The 18,363-nt window shown below is 72.8% G+C and carries 13 protein-coding genes and 1 pseudogene; 4 read left to right on the plus strand and 10 right to left on the minus strand.

Annotated features, from left to right (window positions below):
• Positions 1-10: 10 nt before the first annotated feature.
• Positions 11-871, minus strand: coding sequence for a bifunctional methylenetetrahydrofolate dehydrogenase/methenyltetrahydrofolate cyclohydrolase (locus AB0E67_RS04345; RefSeq protein ID WP_362020723.1), 861 nt, complete (start codon positions 869-871; stop codon positions 11-13).
• A gap of 229 nt (positions 872-1,100) precedes the next feature.
• Here AB0E67_RS04345 and AB0E67_RS04350 point away from each other — a divergent pair, with 229 nt between their 5' ends.
• Positions 1,101-1,826 carry an RDD family protein gene (locus tag AB0E67_RS04350; RefSeq protein ID WP_362020725.1) on the plus strand — a complete coding sequence of 242 codons (726 nt, stop codon included), beginning with the start codon at positions 1,101-1,103 and terminating at the stop codon, positions 1,824-1,826.
• A 77-nt stretch (positions 1,827-1,903) separates the two neighbouring features.
• Here AB0E67_RS04350 and purH read toward each other — a convergent pair whose 3' ends face one another.
• Together purH and purN are read right to left on the minus strand one after the other, a co-directional pair.
• Positions 1,904-3,457: a bifunctional phosphoribosylaminoimidazolecarboxamide formyltransferase/IMP cyclohydrolase gene (purH, locus tag AB0E67_RS04355; RefSeq protein ID WP_362020728.1), complete on the minus strand. Its 1,554-nt coding sequence runs from the start codon at positions 3,455-3,457 to the stop codon at positions 1,904-1,906.
• Positions 3,444-4,100, minus strand: coding sequence for a phosphoribosylglycinamide formyltransferase (purN, locus tag AB0E67_RS04360; RefSeq protein ID WP_362020730.1), 657 nt, complete (start codon positions 4,098-4,100; stop codon positions 3,444-3,446). Before purN ends, purH begins: the two co-directional genes overlap by 14 nt.
• A 371-nt stretch (positions 4,101-4,471) precedes the next feature.
• Here purN and AB0E67_RS04365 point away from each other — a divergent pair, with 371 nt between their 5' ends.
• On the plus strand, positions 4,472-5,518 hold the full coding sequence (locus AB0E67_RS04365) for a hypothetical protein (protein ID WP_362020732.1): 1,047 nt from the start codon (positions 4,472-4,474) through the stop codon (positions 5,516-5,518).
• A gap of 69 nt (positions 5,519-5,587) precedes the next feature.
• Here AB0E67_RS04365 and AB0E67_RS04370 read toward each other — a convergent pair whose 3' ends face one another.
• A complete protein-coding gene (locus tag AB0E67_RS04370) occupies positions 5,588-7,384 on the minus strand; it encodes a DUF6350 family protein (protein ID WP_362020734.1) in 1,797 nt (598 codons plus the stop codon).
• Between the two features lie 116 nt (positions 7,385-7,500).
• Between AB0E67_RS04370 and AB0E67_RS04375 the strand changes: the two genes are divergently transcribed.
• On the plus strand, positions 7,501-8,547 hold the full coding sequence (locus tag AB0E67_RS04375) for a sigma factor-like helix-turn-helix DNA-binding protein (RefSeq protein WP_362020737.1): 1,047 nt from the start codon (positions 7,501-7,503) through the stop codon (positions 8,545-8,547).
• 197 nt (positions 8,548-8,744) lie between these two features.
• Here AB0E67_RS04375 and sucD read toward each other — a convergent pair whose 3' ends face one another.
• From sucD to AB0E67_RS04405, 6 genes and pseudogenes are all read right to left on the minus strand, one after another.
• The gene (gene sucD, locus AB0E67_RS04380) at positions 8,745-9,629 is read right to left on the minus strand and encodes a succinate--CoA ligase subunit alpha (RefSeq protein ID WP_351524964.1); all 885 of its coding nucleotides are present in this window, start codon (positions 9,627-9,629) and stop codon (positions 8,745-8,747) included.
• Positions 9,630-9,650: 21 nt separating this feature from the next.
• Positions 9,651-10,835: an ADP-forming succinate--CoA ligase subunit beta gene (gene sucC / locus AB0E67_RS04385; protein WP_362020740.1), complete on the minus strand. Its 1,185-nt coding sequence runs from the start codon at positions 10,833-10,835 to the stop codon at positions 9,651-9,653.
• A gap of 266 nt (positions 10,836-11,101) precedes the next feature.
• A complete protein-coding gene (locus tag AB0E67_RS04390) occupies positions 11,102-12,367 on the minus strand; it encodes a VWA domain-containing protein (protein WP_362020743.1) in 1,266 nt (421 codons plus the stop codon).
• The gene (locus AB0E67_RS04395; protein ID WP_362020746.1) at positions 12,364-14,964 is read right to left on the minus strand and encodes a DUF5682 family protein; all 2,601 of its coding nucleotides are present in this window, start codon (positions 14,962-14,964) and stop codon (positions 12,364-12,366) included. The genes AB0E67_RS04390 and AB0E67_RS04395 overlap by 4 nt, the downstream gene beginning before the upstream one ends.
• The gene (locus tag AB0E67_RS04400; RefSeq protein WP_362020749.1) at positions 14,961-16,097 is read right to left on the minus strand and encodes an AAA family ATPase; all 1,137 of its coding nucleotides are present in this window, start codon (positions 16,095-16,097) and stop codon (positions 14,961-14,963) included. Before AB0E67_RS04400 ends, AB0E67_RS04395 begins: the two co-directional genes overlap by 4 nt.
• Before the next feature lie 297 nt (positions 16,098-16,394).
• Positions 16,395-16,670: pseudogene (locus AB0E67_RS04405) on the minus strand (hypothetical protein); the annotation flags it as partial.
• Positions 16,671-16,779: 109 nt separating this feature from the next.
• Here AB0E67_RS04405 and AB0E67_RS04410 point away from each other — a divergent pair.
• Entirely contained in the window at positions 16,780-18,318 is a 1,539-nt protein-coding gene (locus AB0E67_RS04410) for an SWIM zinc finger family protein (RefSeq protein WP_362020751.1), read from the plus strand.
• The last annotated feature ends 45 nt before the right edge of the window (positions 18,319-18,363 follow it).

Below are 18,363 nucleotides of genomic sequence, written 5' to 3' on the forward strand. Positions count from 1 at the left end.
GTCCGCCGGGTCAGGCGGCGGACGCGGCGCGCTCGGCCGCCTCAACCACGTTGACGAGCAGCTGGGCGCGGGTCATCGGACCGACACCGCCGGGGTTCGGGGAGAGCCAGGCGGCGACCTCGGCCACGCCCGGGTGGACGTCCCCGATGATCTTGCCGTTCTCGTCCCGGCTGACGCCGACGTCGAGCACGGCCGCGCCCGGCTTCACGTCCTCGGGCTTGATGATGTGGGGCACTCCGGCGGCGGCGACGATGATGTCGGCGTGCTTGAGGTGCTTGGAGAGGTCACGCGTACCGGTGTGGCACTGGGTGACGGTGGCGTTCTCGGACCTGCGGGTCAGCAGCAGCGGCATGGGCCGGCCGATCGTGACGCCCCGGCCCACGACCACGACGTGCGCCCCGTTGATCTCCACACCGTGGTGACGGAGCAACTGGACGACGCCCTGCGGGGTGCACGGCAGCGGACCCGTCTCGTTCAGCACGAGCCGGCCCAGGTTCATCGGGTGGAGACCGTCGGCGTCCTTGGCGGGGTCCATCAGCTCCAGGACACGGTTGGTGTCGATCCCCTTGGGCAGGGGCAGCTGCACGATGTACCCCGTGCACTCGGGGTCGGCGTTGAGCTCCCGGACGACGTCCTCGATCTCCTCCTGGGTGGCGGTGTCGGGAAGTTCGCGCTGGATGGAGCCGATGCCGACCTCGGCGCAGTCGCGGTGCTTGCCGTTCACGTACCAACGGCTGCCCGGGTCGTCCCCGACGAGCAGTGTTCCGAGGCCAGGGTTGACGCCCCGTGCCTTGAGGGCCGCCACGCGGACGGTGAGATCGGACTTGATCGCGGCTGCGGTGGCCTTGCCATCGAGAATCTGGGCGCTCATGTCCCCATACTCGCGGATGACCCCGCCCGTATACCAATTCCGGGCGCCCGGGAACAGCCGTCATGTCTCGCTTGAGCAACATCCAGCCATCTCGACTGGACAAACTTACATTCTGTTTATAACGATTATGAGCGCTGTGCCGCAGTAGTACCGGGGGGCGGACCACAGACCTTCTCTTTCCTCCGTGCGGCCGCATCGTCCCCATGTGCACGTTGGAGGAACTCCCCAGATGAGCTTCGGCGACCCGAACAACCCGTACGAGCAGCAGCCCGGTCAGCCGCCGCAGGGCCAGCCGGGATACGGCTACCCGCAGCAGGGGCAGCCCGGTTACGGCTACCCGCAGCAGCCCGGTCAGCCGCCGCAGGGTCAGCCCGGTTACGGCTACCCGCAGCAGCCCCCGGCCCCGGGCACGCTCCAGGCCAACAACGGCTACATCAACGTGCCGAACCTGGGCACGGTCCAGATCGGCACCATGGGCCTGCGTCTCGGCGCGCGTCTGATCGACGGTCTGGCCATCGGCGTGCTGTACGGCATCATCAGCGCGATCGGCGTGGCCGGTGCCCTGGGCCTCGCGAAGAGCGCCGAGGACTGCACCTACGGGACCTCCGGCTACGACTCCTGCATGAACGACGCGAGCGCCGGCTTCATCGCCACCATGTTCAGCATGCTGGCCATACTCGCCCTGGTCACGCTGCTCTACGAGTGGCTGATGATCTCTCTGGTCGGCGCGACCCTGGGCAAGATGGCGCTCGGCCTGAAGGTCGTCAAGGAGAACACCGGTCAGAAGCCGGGCCTCGGCGCCGGTTTCATCCGCTACATCATCCCGATCGTCGGCGCGTTCCTCTGCTACATCGGCGCCATCCTCGTCTACCTGTCGCCGTTCTTCGACAACTCCGGCAAGCTGCAGGGCTGGCACGACCGTGCCGCCGGCACACTGGTGGTCAAGAAGAGCTGACGCAGACCTGACGTCGGTTCACGAAGGGCCGGAACTCCTCGCGGAGTTCCGGCCCTTCGTGCTCAGGTGCACGGCGCTCAGTGGAAGAAGTGGCGCGTGCCCGTGAAGTACATCGTCACGCCCGCCTTCTGCGCGGCCTCGACGACCAGCTCGTCACGGACCGAACCGCCCGGCTGGACCACGGCCTTCACACCGGCGACGGTCAGGATCTCCAGGCCGTCCGGGAACGGGAAGAACGCGTCGGAGGCCGCGTACGAGCCCCGTGCGCGCTCCTCGCCCGCCCGCTCCACGGCCAGCTTCGCGGAGTCGACCCGGTTGACCTGTCCCATGCCGACGCCCACCGAGGCGCCGTCCTTGGCGAGCAGGATCGCGTTGGACTTGACCGCGCGGCACGCCTTCCACGCGAAGGCGAGTTCCTTCAGCTCGTCCTCGGAAAGCGCCTCACCGGTGGCCAGGGTCCAGTTGGCCGGGTCGTCGCCCTCGGCCTGGAGGCGGTCGGTGACCTGGAGCAGCGCGCCGCCGTCGATCGGCTTGACCTCGACCGGGGCGGTCGGGGCATCGGGGCAGCGCAGCACGCGGATGTTCTTCTTGCGGGCCAGGACCTCGACCGCGCCGTCCTCGTACGCCGGGGCGACGATGACCTCGGTGAAGATCTCCGCGACCTGCTCGGCCATGGCCACGGTCACCGGACGGTTGACGGCGATGACCCCGCCGAAGGCCGACAGGGGGTCGCAGGCGTGTGCCTTGCGGTGCGCCTCGGCGACATCGTCGGCGATCGCGATACCGCACGGGTTGGCGTGCTTGATGATCGCGACGCACGGCTCGGCGTGGTCGTACGCGGCCCGGCGCGCGGCGTCGGTGTCCGTGTAGTTGTTGTACGACATCTCCTTGCCGTGCAGCTGCTCCGCCTCGGCCAGGCCACCGGTGCCGGAGGTGTAGAGCGCGGCGGGCTGGTGCGGGTTCTCGCCGTACCGCAGGACGTTCGCGCGCTCGTACGTCGTGCCGAAGAAGTCCGGGAAGCCCGAGTCGTCGGCGGCGGCGTAGTCGGCGGCGAACCAGGAGGCGACGGCGACGTCGTACGCGGCGGTGTGCTGGAACGCCTCGGCGGCCAGGCGCTTGCGGGCGGCGAGGTCGAAGCCGCCCGCCTTGACGGCGGCGAGGACGTCGGCGTACCGCTCGGGGCTGGTGACCACGGCGACCGACGGGTGGTTCTTGGCGGCGGCGCGGACCATGGACGGACCGCCGATGTCGATCTGCTCCACGCACTCGTCGGCGGAGGCGCCGGAGGCGACCGTCTCCTTGAACGGGTACAGGTTGACGACGACGAGATCGAACGGCTCCACGCCCAGCTCGGCGAGCTGCTCGCGGTGGGCGTCCAGACGCAGGTCCGCGAGGATGCCGGCGTGGACGCGCGGGTGCAGCGTCTTGACGCGGCCGTCGAGGCACTCGGGGAAGCCGGTCAGCTCCTCGACCTTGGTGACGGGCACCCCGGCGGCGGCGATCCGCCCGGCGGTGGAGCCGGTGGAGACGAGCTCGACACCCGCCTCGTGCAGACCGCGGGCGAGGTCTTCGAGCCCCGTCTTGTCGTAGACACTGACCAGGGCGCGGCGGATGGGCTTATTCACCGACATGACCGAGATGAACCTTTCGTCCCTCAATGCGATAGCCGTCGCGGGCGAGCCGCCGTACGGCCTCGACGAGCAGCTTGCGCTCGACTTTCTTGATGCGTTCGTGGAGGGCCGCTTCGCCCTCCGCCGTGTCCTCTTCGATCACCTCGACCACGCCCTGCGCGATGATCGGACCGGTGTCGACCCCGTCGTCGACGAAGTGGACGGTGCACCCGGTGACCCTCACGCCGTACGCGAGCGCGTCACGCACCCCGTGGGCACCGGGAAAGCTGGGGAGCAGGGCGGGGTGGGTGTTGATGAACCGGCCGCCGAACCGGGCGAGGAACTCCTTGCCCACGATCTTCATGAATCCCGCCGACACCACGAGATCCGGGTGGTGCTCGGCGGTCGCGGCGGCGAGCGCCGCGTCCCACTCCTCGCGCGTGGCGTGGTCCTTGACCCGGCACACGAAGGTCGGCAGCCCGGCGCGCTCCGCCCGCTCCAGACCGACGATGCCGTCGCGGTCGGCTCCGACGGCGACGACCCGCGCGCCGAAGCCCTCGGGGTCGTCACCGATGGCGTCGAGCAGTGCTTGGAGATTCGTTCCGGAGCCGGAGACCAGCACGACCAGGCGGGCCGGTCCGGCGGAAGGGGGCGGGGAGGCCACGGCTGGGCCCTTTCTCGCGTGATGAAGCAGGCGACGATGAATCAAGCGGCATGGAGCAAGTGACGCTGAATTTGTATGGTCGTACGAAAGAATCGCGCCCCTCGATACGGGGAACTCTACGAACGGTCGACCGTCAGCAACGATACCGGGAGCCGTGCGAGCCCCCTCGGGACGGGGTGAGGGACCGCGCATCCGTCGCATATCGGCCACCACGGGGCCCTGGGCGGGCCCCGTGGTGGGCCTGGGGTCGCGGTCCGGCCGCTCGGCGCGGCCACTCCCAGCTTTCGGCCGCTCCTGGCCGGGAGGTAGCGTCAAGGGACAGGGATCCGTCCGCAGGACGGAAATGACGAGATGGGGAAGACGTTCACCACATGACGGACCGACGCCGCCGCACCGCCTTCCACCACTCGTCGCAGCCGTTGCCCGGGCCGGCCTCACTGCTGCCGCAGCCGTCGTTCGGAGCGTCCTCGGTGTCGTTCGGAGCGTCGTCGCGGCCGCTGCCCGCGCCGGGCTCGCCGTTGCTGCGGGAGCACCGGTCCTCCGCCGACTCCTCCCCTTCCTCCCCGGACACCGCGGGCGCCCCCGGTTCCGCGCGTTCTCAAGGGTCCTCCGGTCCCGCCGACGACAATCCGTTCGCCGCACCGCCCGAGAACCGCCCCGACCGGCCCTGGCGGCCCCGCACCCCCTCGAACGCCGACGACGGCCGGGAGAACGGCGGCGACGGACGCGGCGGGAACGGGAGCGAGGGCGGCCGATCGCCCGAGGACGGCTCCTCCGGCGACCGGCCGGCCTGGGGCAGCCGGTGGAGCAATCGGCAGCCCGGCCGTCAGAGCGGCGGTTTCGGCGGACGGCCCGGGGGCTCGGGCGGCCCGAACGGTCCTGGCGGTCCCGAGAGCAACCCCGGCGGACTTCGCTGGGACCCGACCGACCCGGCCCAGCGCCGAGCACGCTACGCACTGCTCGGCGGCATGTGGGCGTTCTTCTTCGCGCTGTTCGACTTCCCGGAGATCGCCCTGCTGCTCGGCGCGCTCGCCGTGTACTGGTCGATCAGCGCGCTCCGTAACAAGCCGAAGGACCCCTCCGCACCGGGCGGCGCCGGAGCGTCCCGCCCGGCCGCGCCTTCCGGCGCACCGGCCACCGACCCCCTCCAGGGGTCCGGCACCGGGCACGTCCCGGCGGCCGGGGCCGCCCCCGGCTCCCCCGCCCCGAGCTACGGCCGCCAGCAGACCACGGCCGCGCTCAGCGGTCTGGTGACGGCCCTGCTCGCGCTCTCGGTCGTCGCGACGACGTTCACGGTGCAGCTGGTCTACCGCGACTACTACACCTGCGTGAACGACGCCCTGACCAAGTCCGGCCAGCTCGCCTGCAACGATCTGCTGCCCAAGCCGCTGGAGCCCATCTTCGGCATCAAGAACTGACCGTCCTTCACCGAGGACCGAACGTTCCTCGGACCGAGGGCGGGCCGCCTCCTCCGGCGGCGGCCCGCCTCACAACTTCCCCGACGGCCCGGCGTCTCCACCCGTACGCCGGGCCGTCCGCGCGTGCCAGGGGTCGGTCGGCAGGAAGTCGTACGGCTCCGCGTCGTCGTCCTCGAACCCCTCCGCCCCGCCGACGGTCACCGCCCCGCGTGGCGTGGACGCCCTCGCGGAGCCCCGTCCGGTCCGTGCCTTTCTCCGGCGCGTCGGCGGAACGGGTGCCTCGGCGGGTCCCTGACCGACGGGCCTACCTGCCGCTCCCTCCGCCCCCGCCGCCCGCTCCGTGCTTCGCGCCGTCCGGCCCGTTCGCGCCGTCTCCTCCGCCCCTCCGGCCGCGTTCCGGCGACGGCCCCGTTCCCCTCCGCCGTTCCGCCCGCGCAGCCGCCAGGCCCGCAGCAACAGCGCCCCGGGAACGGCCAGCGCCATCGTCCACGCCGCGGCCGCCGCACCCGTCAGCCACCACACCGGGCCGAACTCCGCGAGCGCGCGGGGGCCGAGCGGCCCGCCCGCGGCGGCGGCCAGCACGGCCATCAGCGACCCGCACCCCAGCGCCCCGAGCGCGGCCGTCAGCGCTGTCCCGCCCGCGCTCCACGCCTCCCCCGGCCCGCCCCTGTCCGTATCTCCGCCGCTTCCGCCTCCGCCTGCGTCTCCGCCTCCGTCTCCGTCCCCGCCGTCACCCGTGTCGTGGACGGGGGCGGCGCTTCGTACCGTGAACCGGGCGACCACCACCCCGGCGGCGACCGGCACCACCGCGGCCACCCAGTTCGGCCACGTCCCCTCCCCCCGCTCCGGCACCGCGGCCAGCAACGGGAAGACCGGCAGCGCCGGGGACCCCGAGAAGGCGAGCGGGGTGACCGTGGACGCCGTGCCGAGCGCGAAACCCGGGCCGAGCCCGTACGCGGCAGCCCACACCGCCGCGTTCGGCACCAGGACCAGCGCCACCAGCAGCACCGCGACCCGGTCCGCCCAGCCGCCCGCGAGCTGGACGAACGACTGCTGAGCCGCGTCGGCGTGCCAGACCAGCGCCACGGCGACGAGCAGCGCCCCGCCGCCCAGCAGCGTCATCACGCCCGCCGCGGCGGACCGCCACGCCGTCGCGGCGCGTTCCCGGGACCGGGAGCGCGCCAGCGCCGCACGGACGCGCATCGGCACCCGGGCCGGGAGCGGACCGAGCGGGTGCCCGTACGCCGTCCACACACCGGCCGCCGCGGCAGCAGCCACCACCACGGCCGCGGGAAAGAGCAGCGACACCACGCGCACGGACGGCGAACCGCCTCGCGCATAGAGCGCGACCGCCGCCATGACCACCGCGTACCCGCCCGTGACCAGGCCGAAAGCGGCCGGCGCCGAAGGCACCGCGCGCCCCTCCTCGGCCTCCAGGGCGTCCCGGGCCGCACGGTGCACCAGCCACAGCGGCAGCACGGCGGGCAACAGGGGGACGAGACCGACCGGGGCGGGGATCCCGTCGAGCGTGTCGGTCCTGATCAGCTCGGCGCCATGGGCGAGCAGCCAGAGCCCGGCCGCCGTGTGAAAGGCTCCGGAGGACCCGTCGTCGGGGCTCGGGGAACTGACCCACAGCACCATGACGAGCACGGTGAGCGCGCCGAGCCCCAGCCCGGCCGCGATCCCTCCGCGCAGGAAGGTGAAGACCAGTACGGCGGAGCGGCTGCGTCGTACGGATCGTTCCGCCGCCCGCACGCCGACCGGCCCCCCGGTCTTTCTCCCGGCCTGTTCCGCGGTCCGCCTCACGGCCTGTTCCGCGGCCTGTTCCGCCGACGACGGCGGGCTGCCTCCGGTCACTTGAATCACGCCATCATGCTGCCAACGACACGCGCCTGTTTCGTGTAACGGGAGAACAACCGTTGTGTCGCTCAATATATGTTTATGTACTCAATGACTCGGCGCAGGCCCACGAGGGTCTGTTCATGACGCCGACCGGGCACCCCCGCGACACCCCTGAACCAACCGCCCTGCCCACCGTGCCCGTGCCTGCCGGGGCCGTGCCCGCGCCCAGCGGGCCGGTGCCCACCGGCGGGGCCGGGCCTGCCGGCGCCAGCAGCGGCAGCGGCAGCGGCAGCGGCAGCGGCAGCGGCAGGTCCGGATCCGGGGAAGGGGATCGTGGTTCCGTCGAACCGCGCGATGTGTCCGAGGCGGCGGCCGCGGCGTTCGACGCCCTGTACGCGCACTCCTCGACCGCTCTCTTCCACCAGACGTTCCTGCTGACCGGACGCCGAGGACGCTCCCGCGAGTCCGTCGCACGGGCCTTCGCACTGGCCTGGGAGCGTTGGCCCGAGGTCGCGGTGGACCGCGACCCGGTCGGCTGGGTGCGGGCGGCGGCGTACGAGTACGCGCTGTCGCCGTGGCACCGGCTGCGCCTCACGCACCGCGCCGTCGACCCGCCGCCCGAGGAGTCCGGCGCACGGGCCCTGCTCGACGCGCTGCTCGCGCTGCCCCCGTCCTACCGGCGCACGCTCGTTCTCCACGACGCCGTCGGCCTGGCCCTGCCGGAGACCGCGGCGGAGACGGAGGCCAGCACCCCGGCGACGGCGAGCAGGCTGATGAACGCGCGTGCCGCGGTCGTCGAGCGGCTGCCCGAACTGGCGGAACCCTCGTCCACCGCCGAACGGTCGGCCCTCCTGCGTGAACGGATCGGCGTGCTCGTCCGGGGGCACCCCGAGGCGTCCGCCGCGCTCCCCGCGCCCGACGCGGTCCGTACCGGCAGCGAGCGCAGGGCGCGGCGGTGGGCCGGGGTGGTCTTCTCCCTCGCGGCGCTGCTGATCGGTCTGACGCTGTTCGCCCTGGTCACGCCCCCGGACCGGTACGAGCCCGCGGAGTCCCCGGCCCACCGGGTGGAGGAGGCGCCGCCGCGATTCGGTCCCCAGCCGCCGACCTCGCAGGAACTGAAGCTGCGCACGCGGCTGTACGGCGAACTCGTCCAGCGGCCCGCCCGCCTGATGCCCCGGGCCGGCTGACCGACTTCCCGGCTGTCACGGGGCCCTTCCCGACCGCCACGGAGACCGGGCACACGGGCTGTCACGCGGCCGGGCGCACGGGCGGTCCTGCGGCGGACCGAAAACGCGGCGCGGGCCCGCCCCCTGGTCAGGGGTGCGGGCCCGCGCCGTCTGTGCGGTGCCGCGGCCGGGGCGTGCCGCCCCGGTCGGAGCGACGGTCAGGCGCCGAGGATCTCGCGCGCCAGCTTGGCGGTCTCGGTCGGCGTCTTGCCGACCTTGACGCCGGCGGCCTCCAGGGCCTCCTTCTTCGCCTGCGCGGTGCCGGAGGAACCGGAGACGATGGCGCCGGCGTGGCCCATGGTCTTGCCCTCGGGGGCGGTGAAGCCCGCGACGTAACCGACGACCGGCTTGGTGACGTTGGCCTTGATGAAGTCGGCAGCGCGCTCCTCGGCGTCGCCGCCGATCTCGCCGATCATCACGATCAGGTCGGTGTCGGGGTCGGCCTCGAACGCGGCGAGGGCGTCGATGTGCGTCGTACCGATGACCGGGTCGCCACCGATGCCGACGGCGGACGAGAAGCCGATGTCACGGAGCTCGTACATCATCTGGTAGGTCAGCGTGCCGGACTTGGACACGAGGCCGATGCGGCCGGGCTTGGTGATGTCGCCCGGGATGATGCCGGCGTTGGACTGGCCGGGGGTGATCAGACCGGGGCAGTTCGGGCCGATGATCCGGGTCTTGTTGCCCTTCGAGCTCGCGTACGCCCAGAAGGCGGCGGAGTCGTGGACGGCGATGCCCTCGGTGATCACGACGGCGAGCGGGATCTCGGCGTCGATCGCCTCGACCACGGCGGCCTTGGCGAAGGCCGGCGGCACGAAGAGCACCGACACGTTCGCGCCGGTCTTCTCCATCGCCTCGGCGACCGTGCCGAACACGGGTACCTCGGTGCCGTCGAAGTCGACCGACGTGCCCGCCTTGCGCGGGTTCACGCCACCGACGATGTTCGTGCCGTCGCCGAGCATGAGCTTGGTGTGCTTCATACCGGTGGCACCGGTCATCCCCTGGACGATGACCTTGCTGTCCTTGGTGAGGAAGATTGCCATGGTGTTGGAGTCCCTCGTCCCTTACTTCGCAGCAGCCGCGGCGAGCTCGGCGGCCTTGTCGGCCGCGCCGTCCATGGTGTCCACGCGCTGCACGAGCGGGTGGTTGGCGTCGGAGAGGATCCTGCGACCCAGCTCCGCGTTGTTGCCGTCGAGGCGCACGACCAGCGGCTTGGTGACGTCCTCGCCCTTGGACTTGAGCAGTTCGAGCGCCTGGACGATGCCGTTGGCGACCTCGTCGCACGCGGTGATGCCACCGAAGACGTTGACGAAGACGGACTTGACGTCCGGGTCGCCGAGGATGATCTCCAGGCCGTTCGCCATGACCTCGGCGGAGGCGCCGCCACCGATGTCGAGGAAGTTGGCGGGCTTCACGTTGCCGTGCTTCTCACCGGCGTACGCGACGACGTCCAGGGTCGACATGACCAGACCGGCGCCGTTGCCGATGATGCCGACCTCGCCGTCGAGCTTGACGTAGTTGAGGTTCTTGGCCTTGGCGGCGGCCTCCAGCGGGTTGGCCGCGGCCTTGTCCTCCAGCGCCTCGTGCTCGGGCTGACGGAAGTCGGCGTTGTCGTCGAGCGAGACCTTGCCGTCCAGCGCCAGGATGTCGCCGGAGGCGACCTTGGCGAGCGGGTTGACCTCGACGAGGAGCGCGTCCTCGGCGACGAAGGTCTTCCACAGGGTCACCAGGACCTCGGCGACCTGCTCGGCGACCTCGGCCGGGAACTTCGCCTGGGCGACGATCTCGCGGGCCTTCTCGATGGTGACGCCGGTGTTGGAGTCGACCGGGACCTTCGCGAGGGCCTCGGGGGTCTTCTCCGCGACCTCCTCGATGTCCATGCCGCCCTGCACCGAGGCCATGGCCAGGAAGGTGCGGTTGGTGCGGTCGAGGAGGTAAGAGACGTAGTACTCCTCGACGATCTCGGGCGCGGTCTCGGCGATCATCACCTTGTGGACCGTGTGGCCCTTGATGTCCATGCCGAGGATGTCGGTCGCGCGGGCGACCGCCTCGTCGGGGGTGGAGGCCAGCTTGACGCCGCCGGCCTTGCCGCGGCCTCCGACCTTCACCTGCGCCTTGACGACCGACTTGCCGCCCAGCCGCTCGGTCGCCTCGCGGGCTGCCTCAGGCGTGTCGATGACTTCACCGGCCAGCACCGGTACACCGTGCTTGGCGAAGAGGTCCCTCGCCTGGTACTCGAACAGGTCCACGCGCGTCCGTCCCTTAATCAGTGGTCTCGCGGTTCGTTTTCTGCGTGGGCGTGCCGCGAGGGGCAAATGCGACTGCTCTGTCACGAGGGAGGCGCACAGGGTGACCCGGTGTACGCGGCATGTCCATCTCGCAGGTTATCTCCGCGCTCCGCGTGACCCTAAATCGCAGATCACACCTGAGCGGTGATTACGGTCACAGATCCGGCGGGTGGCCGGGGCGCGGTGGACGGAGTGGCGGCCGACGTGGCAGGGCTCCCGGGACGGGCTCAGGGTGCCGTCCGGAGGTCGCGGGCACGGGAGGCCTCCCTGTCCGGTACGGGTATCGGTCTCTTCTCGACCGCCGCGGCCATCACCTCGGGGAAGCGGTCCGGCGTGCAGGCGAACGCCGGTGCGCCCAGGGCCGCGAGGGCCGCCGCGTGGTCGTGGTCGTAGGCGGGCGCGCCCTCGTCCGACAGCGCCAGCAGGGCCACGAACTGCACCCCGGACGCCTTCATCGCGGCGACCCGTCTCAGCATCTCGTCGCGTATGCCGCCCTCGTAGAGATCGCTGATGAGCACGACGACGGTGTCGGCGGGGCGGGTGATCCTGGACTGGCAGTACGCGAGCGCGCGGTTGATGTCGGTACCGCCGCCGAGCCGCGTCCCGAACAGCACGTCGACGGGGTCGTCCAGCTGGTCGGTGAGGTCGACGACGGCCGTGTCGAAGACGACGAGCCTGGTGCGCAGCGTGCGCATGGAGGCGAGGACCGCGCCGAAGACGGCGGCGTGGACGACGGAGGCGGCCATCGACCCCGACTGGTCGACGCAGAGGACGACGTCCTTCCTCACGGACCGTGCGGCCCGCCCGTACCCGATGAGCCGTTCGGGGACGACGGTGCCGTACTCGGGAAGGTAGTTCTTGAGGTTGGCCCGGATCGTGCGGTCCCAGTCGATGTCGTGGTGCCGGGGGCGTTCGTTCCTCGTCGAGCGGTCCAGCGCGCCGGCGAGGGTGGCCCGGGTGCGGGTCGCGAGCCGTTTCTCCAGGTCGTCGACGACCTTGCGCACGACGGCCCGCGCGGTCTCCTTCGTCGTCTCGGGCATGGCCCTGCCGAGCGAGAGGAGCGTTCCGACGAGGTGGACGTCGGCCTCGACGGCCTCCAGCATCTCCGGTTCGAGGAGCAGCGCGGAGAGGCCGAGCCGGTCGATGGCGTCCCGCTGCATGAGCTGGACGACGGAGCTGGGGAAGTACGTGCGGATGTCGCCGAGCCAGCGGGCCACGGACGGGGCGGAGGCCCCGAGCCCGGCCGAGCGGCTGTTCCCGTCCCGGCCTCCCGCCCCGGCACCGCCGCCGTACAGCGCGGTCAGCGCCCCGTCCATCGCGGCGTCGCGGCCGGTGAGGCCGCGCCCGGTGCCCTCCTCGCCGTCCCCGCCCAACACCAGCCGCCAGCGGCGCAGTCGCTCGTCGGCCGTCGTGTCGGACCGGATGTCGTGGGGTGGGTGGGTCGTGGTGCCTGCCGTGTTCGTGGTCGTCCCGTCTGCCGTGTTCGTGGTCATCCCGTCGCCCCCAGGGGTTCCTCGGCCGGTGATTCCTCGACGGTTCGGGTCCTGTCGTCCGGGCCGCCGCCGCCCGGCCGCACGGCGGGGACCACGGCCGGGCCGGTGCGGGTACCGGTGTCGGCGGTCGTGCCGGTGCCGGTCGGGGCAGCGGTGCCGACGGTCGTGCCGGTGCCTGTATCGGCTTCGGCTCGGGCTTCGGGCTCGGCTTCGGCGGTCGCGTCGGTGGTGGTGCCGAGCAGGAGACGCAGAATTGGCTCCACGGCCTCGGCCCGCGCCGCGTCGAGTCCGGGCCCGAAGCCGGGGGCCACCGCCCCGGCGCCCGTACCGGCACCGGTGTCATCGGCAGCCGCCCCGCCCGCGGCCGGACCACGCCGCACGAGTTCGCCCAGCGTGCGCAGCACCCCGGCCTCGTAGGCCGAGAAGGTACGACGCAGCAGGGGCAGTACGTCGGCGAAGGAGTCGGCCGGGACGCCGGTGATCCAGGCGTCGACCAGCCCGAGCAGCCGTGCGTCGTGGACGAGGAGCATTCCGCCGCCCGCCCCGCCGACGAACCCCTCGATCCAGGCCGCCGCGTCGGCGGGCGGCGTGCCGGGCGAGAGCGCCAGACCCATCAGCCGTGCCGCGTCGTCCTCCGCGATCCGCCCCTCGTCGAGCAGCAGGCGGGCCGCGCGCCCCCTGATGATGCCCGCGACGGTGTCCCGGGCGGCGAGCCGGTGCAGTGCGGCGGTCCAGCGCCCGCGCAGCCCGTCCGCTTCGGAACGCGCGGCAACGGCCCCGCCGAGCAGTCCGATCGCGGTGTGGACGCCGTCCATCCGGCGGCGCATCTCGGCGGCGCCGTCGGCGTCGAGTCCGGTGCACGCCGTCGGCAGGCCGACGCAGACGCGCTCCGCCAGCCCGGCGGCGACCCCTCCGAGCGCCCCGGTGTCCGTGGACCGCACGTCGCCGTAGCGCAGGGTGCGGGCCAGTGCGGGCAGGGCGTCGGCGAGCCGGCCGACGTCGGCGTCGAGCGCGGCGCGGTCGGCGAGGGCCCGCATCACCACGGGCAGGGCGTCCGGCAGTTCCGCGAGCAGGCAGTGCTCGGCGAGAGCCGTGACGTCGGCGAGGGAGGCGGCGGAAGCGGCCCGGGACCCGGCCTTGGCCGTCGCGGCGGAGAGCACGGTGGTGCCCCACGTCCCGGCCTCGGCCACCCGCACGTACAGCTCGGGTTCCCAACGCAGCCGCCAGCTCTCGCGGAACGTGCCGGTGCTCGTCCGGCCGGTCGTGGGCTCGCCCCAGTCGACGGCGAGGATCCGCAGCCGGTGCAGCAGCCGGCTCCGTGCCGCGTCGGTGTTCCTGCGCAGGTCGAGCTCCAGCTCCCGCTCCTGCGCCTCCGGTTTGAGCCGGAGGGAACGCTGCTGACGGGCGAGGTCGCGTCGCAGCGGTACGGCGGGGGCGGTGTCGGGCACCTCGCCGAGGGCTTCACCGACGACCAGCCGGTCCCGTACGAGTGCCAGCGGGACGTCGGAGCCGTCGCACATCACGGCTCGGACCGCGTCCGTCGTCTCGTTCAGCCCGGCGAGCGGGCGGCCACGCACGGCGGCGAGGGACTCGGCGAGCCGGACGGCCTCGATGACATGGGCGGACGACACGAACCGGTCCTCGTCGCGCAGGAGTCCGGCGACCTTGGTCATCCACCGCTCGATCGGGCGGTCGGCCGCGTCGAAGAGGTGTCCGTACCAGCCGGGCGAGTCGATGCCCGCCCCGTATCCGCTGTTCCGGGCCAGCCTGCGATGCGACCAGGGCACCCAGGTCAGCTCGGTCCTGACCTTGGGCAGTCCCTTGAGCGCGGCCCTGTCGGCGGCGAGCGTGGTCCTCGTGGCGAGCGCGGGGACGTGCCAGGCGCCGCAGACGACCGCGATGTCGTCGCCGAACTCCTTTCGCGCCTTGCGCAGTTGGATGCGCATGTGTGCCTCGCGAACCGTGTCGCGGGGGTGGTCACCGTCCCCGTACACCTCGCGCAGGGCCGTCATCGCCTCGGCGAGTGCGGCGAAGGGGGCCATCGGGTCGGTGTCGCCGCCCTGGGTACGGTGCTCGACGACGTCCTCCCACCAGCGCTCCGGATCGTCGTGACCAGCGGTCTGCGCGAGCACGCGGACGGGGTGGACGGGGACGCGCCCGGACGGACCATCGGCACTCGGCCCTTCCTCCCCGCCTCGGTCCGGGTCTCCTCCCCCGGCCGCGTCCTCCCCGGCTGCCCGCTGCTCGGCCGCCCTCGCGATGGCCAGGGAGTTCGCGGCGGGAAGGTCGATGAAGCGGACGGGCACGTCGTGCGCCAGGGCCCAGCGGATCGCGACCCATTCGGGGGAGAACGCGGCCAGCGGCCAGAACGTCGCCTGCCCCGGGTCGTCGACGGCGTGGGCCAGCAACGCGACCGGCGGACGCATCCGTTCGTCTGCGGCCAGCGGAAGCAGCGGGTCGCCTTCCGGCGGCCCCTCGACCAGGACGGCCCGCGGACGCGCCGCCTCCAGGGCCGCGCGGACGGCGCGGGCCGAGCCCGGCCCGTGATGGCGCACCCCCAGCAGGAGGGGGCCGCCCGATTCCGCGGTCCGGGTCATGCGGACACCTCGCGGCAGGCGCGGTAGAAGTCCTTCCACCCGTCCCGCTCCCGCACCACCGTCTCCAGGTACTCCTGCCAGACCACGCGGTCGGCCGCCGGGTCGCGGACGACCGCGCCGAGGATGCCCGCCGCCACGTCGCCGGGGCGCAGCACCCCGTCGCCGAAGTGGGCGGCCAGCGCCAGTCCGTTGGTGACCACGGAGATCGCCTCGGCCGTCGACAGCGTCCCGGTCGGGGACTTGAGCTTGGTGCGTCCGTCGGTGGTGACTCCGTCGCGCAGCTCGCGGAAGACGGTGACGACGCGTCGGATCTCGGCCAGTCCGCCGGTTCCGGACGGCAGGTCGAGCGAGCGCCCGATCTGGTCGACCCGCCGGGACACGATGTCGACCTCCGCGTCCGGTGTGGCGGGCAACGGCAGGACGACCGTGTTGAACCGGCGGCGCAGGGCGCCGGACAGTTCGTTGACCCCTCGGTCGCGGTCGTTGGCCGTGGCGATGACGTTGAAGCCGCGGACCGCCTGGACCTCCTGTCCCAGTTCGGGGATGGGAAGGGTCTTCTCCGACAGGATCGTGATCAGCGAGTCCTGCACATCGGCGGGGATGCGGGTGAGCTCCTCGACGCGCGCGGTCATGCCCTCCGCCATGGCGCGCATCAGCGGACTCGGCACCAGCGCGTCCCTGCCGGGGCCGTGCGCGAGCAGTCGCGCGTAGTTCCAGCCGTAGCGAACGGCTTCCTCGGGGGTGCCCGCCGTGCCCTGGACGAGCAGCGTCGAGTCGCCGCTGACGGCGGCCGCGAGATGCTCGGAGACCCACGTCTTGGCGGTGCCGGGGACGCCGAGGAGCAGCAGGGCCCGGTCGGTGGCGAGTGTGGTCACGGCGACCTCGACCAGGCGACGCGGACCGACGTACTTGGGGGTGATCACGGTGCCGTCCGGCAGGGTGCCGCCGAGGAGATAGGTGGCGACGGCCCAGGGGGACAGCTGCCAACGGGCGGGCCTGGGACGGTCGTCGGCCGCGGCGAGGGCCTTCAGCTCATGGGCGAAGGCGTCCTCGGCGTGCGGTCGCAGGGCCTGTGTCCCGACATCGGCGGTAACAACGGCGGCGGAGGCAGCGGCGGTTTCGGACACGGTCATGGGTCCCCCTCCAGATCGGTCGACCTGTTGCGGTTCCCACCGTGCACCATGGCACTGACAATCGGCCCCCGTCGCAGGTCGGAGGCCGATCCGAGCATCCCGGCCGGTACGTCCGCGGCCGCGGGTCCGCCGACGGCCGCGGACGGCCGCGGACCGTTCGTACAGCACGTTCGTGCGTCGCGGCCGGTTCGCGTCGTCGCGGCGCGTTCGTGCGTCGCCGGGTCGCCCGTCGCCGCCGGTTCGCCCGTCGCGGCTGAGCACACCGCCCACGGCGGGTGGACGCCGCGGGCGGTGTGCTCAGCCGGCCACCGGCGAGACCGCGACGCAGCCGCCCGCTGTGAGGAGTCCCTCGCCCTCGGCCTTCTTGATCACCTTGCCCTTGTACGTGATCGCGCAGGTGCCCTCGGCGCCGTCCTCCTCCACCGCGATCGGCATGATGGCGGGCGGCATGATCCCGCGCAGCGTGACGGTCTTCCGCCACGGCAGCTGGGGCGACTTGACCGACTCGATCTCCGGTTCCATCGCCTTGCCCCCGCCTGCGTGGAACTGGATCTCGTCGACGCCGGTCCCGGTGCCCGGAACCCGCAGCCAATCGCGGAGAACGGCTCGGGCCAAGTGGTGTTCGTGCTACCGAATCAGCAGGTCAGGCCGCTTGTCAGTGGGGCGCTCTACCGTCGTTCCCATGCTGCTATCTCACGGGGGAGAACCTTCGCGCACGGCTGCCCCGTCCGTGCGGTGGACGGTGGAGCGGGTCCTGGCGCTGGCTCCTGACGCTCCGTCGCGCACGGCGGGGAGCGGACTCGGTTCGTCCGGGTCGTGGTCGGGGAGCGGACGTGACGATTCGGGTGCGGTGTGGGGGCTGTGCGCGGGAAGCGGGAGCGAGCCGTATCGAACGGTCGTCGACACCACCGGCCCGGCGTACGGATGCAGTTGCCCCAGTCGGAAGTTCCCGTGCGAGCACGCGCTGGGTCTGCTGCTGGTCTGGGTGGCCGACGAGTCGGCCCTGCCCGTGGGCGAGGCGCCCGGCTGGGCCGGTGAGTGGCTGACGGACCGCCGTGGGCGGGCGGCGGAAAAGGCGGGGGGCGCGAACGGGGCCGCGGCGGGCCCGGCCGATCCTGAGGCCGCGCGGCGGCGGGCCGAGCGGCGGGCGGAGCGGATCACCGGCGGGGCCCAGGAGTTGGAGCAGCGGTTGGCCGACCTGCTGCGGGGCGGCCTGGCCGCGGCCGACCAGTCGGGGTACGGGCTGTGGGAGGAGACGGCGGCGCGCATGGTCGACGCCCAGGCGCCCGGACTCGCCGCGCGGGTCCGGGAGTTGGGTGCCGTGCCGGCGTCGGGGCCGGGCTGGCCGGTGCGGCTGCTGGAGGAGTGCGCACTGCTGCATCTGCTGGACCGGGCCTGGCTGGGGATCGACCGGCTGCCGGAACCGCTGGCGGCCACGGTCCGTACGCGCGTGGGGCTGAACGTCCCCGCCTCGGGCCCACCGGTCCGGGACCGCTGGCTGGTCCTCGCCCAGTACGACACCCCGGACGGCAGACTCGTCACGCGCCGCGTCTGGCTGTACGGAAGGGAGTCGGGGCGGACGGCACTGCTGCTCTCCTTCGGGGCGGCCGGGCGTTCGCCCGAGCTCTCGCTGCCGGTGGGCACCACGGTCGACGTCGAGATCACGCCGTATCCCGGCGCCGGTCAGCTGCGGGCCGAGCCGGGGCAGCGGTTCGGCCTCCCGTCACCGGCCGGTACGCCGCCCGTGGGCGGTACGACCGGGGACGCGCTCGCCGCCTACGGAAGCGCCCTGCGGCACGATCCGTGGCTGGACGCCTGGCCGACGACCCTGCGCGAGGTGATACCGGTGCCGTCCGGTCCGGAGGGGTGGCAGCTGGTCGATGCGGCGGGCGACGGCGCCCTGCCCGTCGCTGCGTCGGCGCGGGCCCGGCCCGGGCTGTGGAAGCTGGTCGCGCTCTCCGGCGGCGCGCCGGTCACCGTCTTCGGCGAGTGCGGCCACCGCGGCTTCGACCCGCTGGCGGCCTGGGCCACGACCACGGGCGCGGACCGGGACGGGACGGCGGACCCGGACGCAACGGTGGGTATGGAGGGATCGGTGGGTACGCGTACGGGAGCGGCGCCTGGCGTGCCCCGGTCCGTCGGAGCCGACACCGGCGGCACGGAGCACCACGGTGTCGAAAGCGTCGGAAGTGGGGGTGTCGAGATCACTCCGCTCATCTGACACCCGATGGCTTCCAACAGCTTCCGACGACTTCCGATGGCATCC

Origin of the sequence: Streptomyces sp. NPDC032161, assembly GCF_040636995.1 — a bacterium.
Lineage (GTDB): Bacteria > Actinomycetota > Actinomycetes > Streptomycetales > Streptomycetaceae > Streptomyces.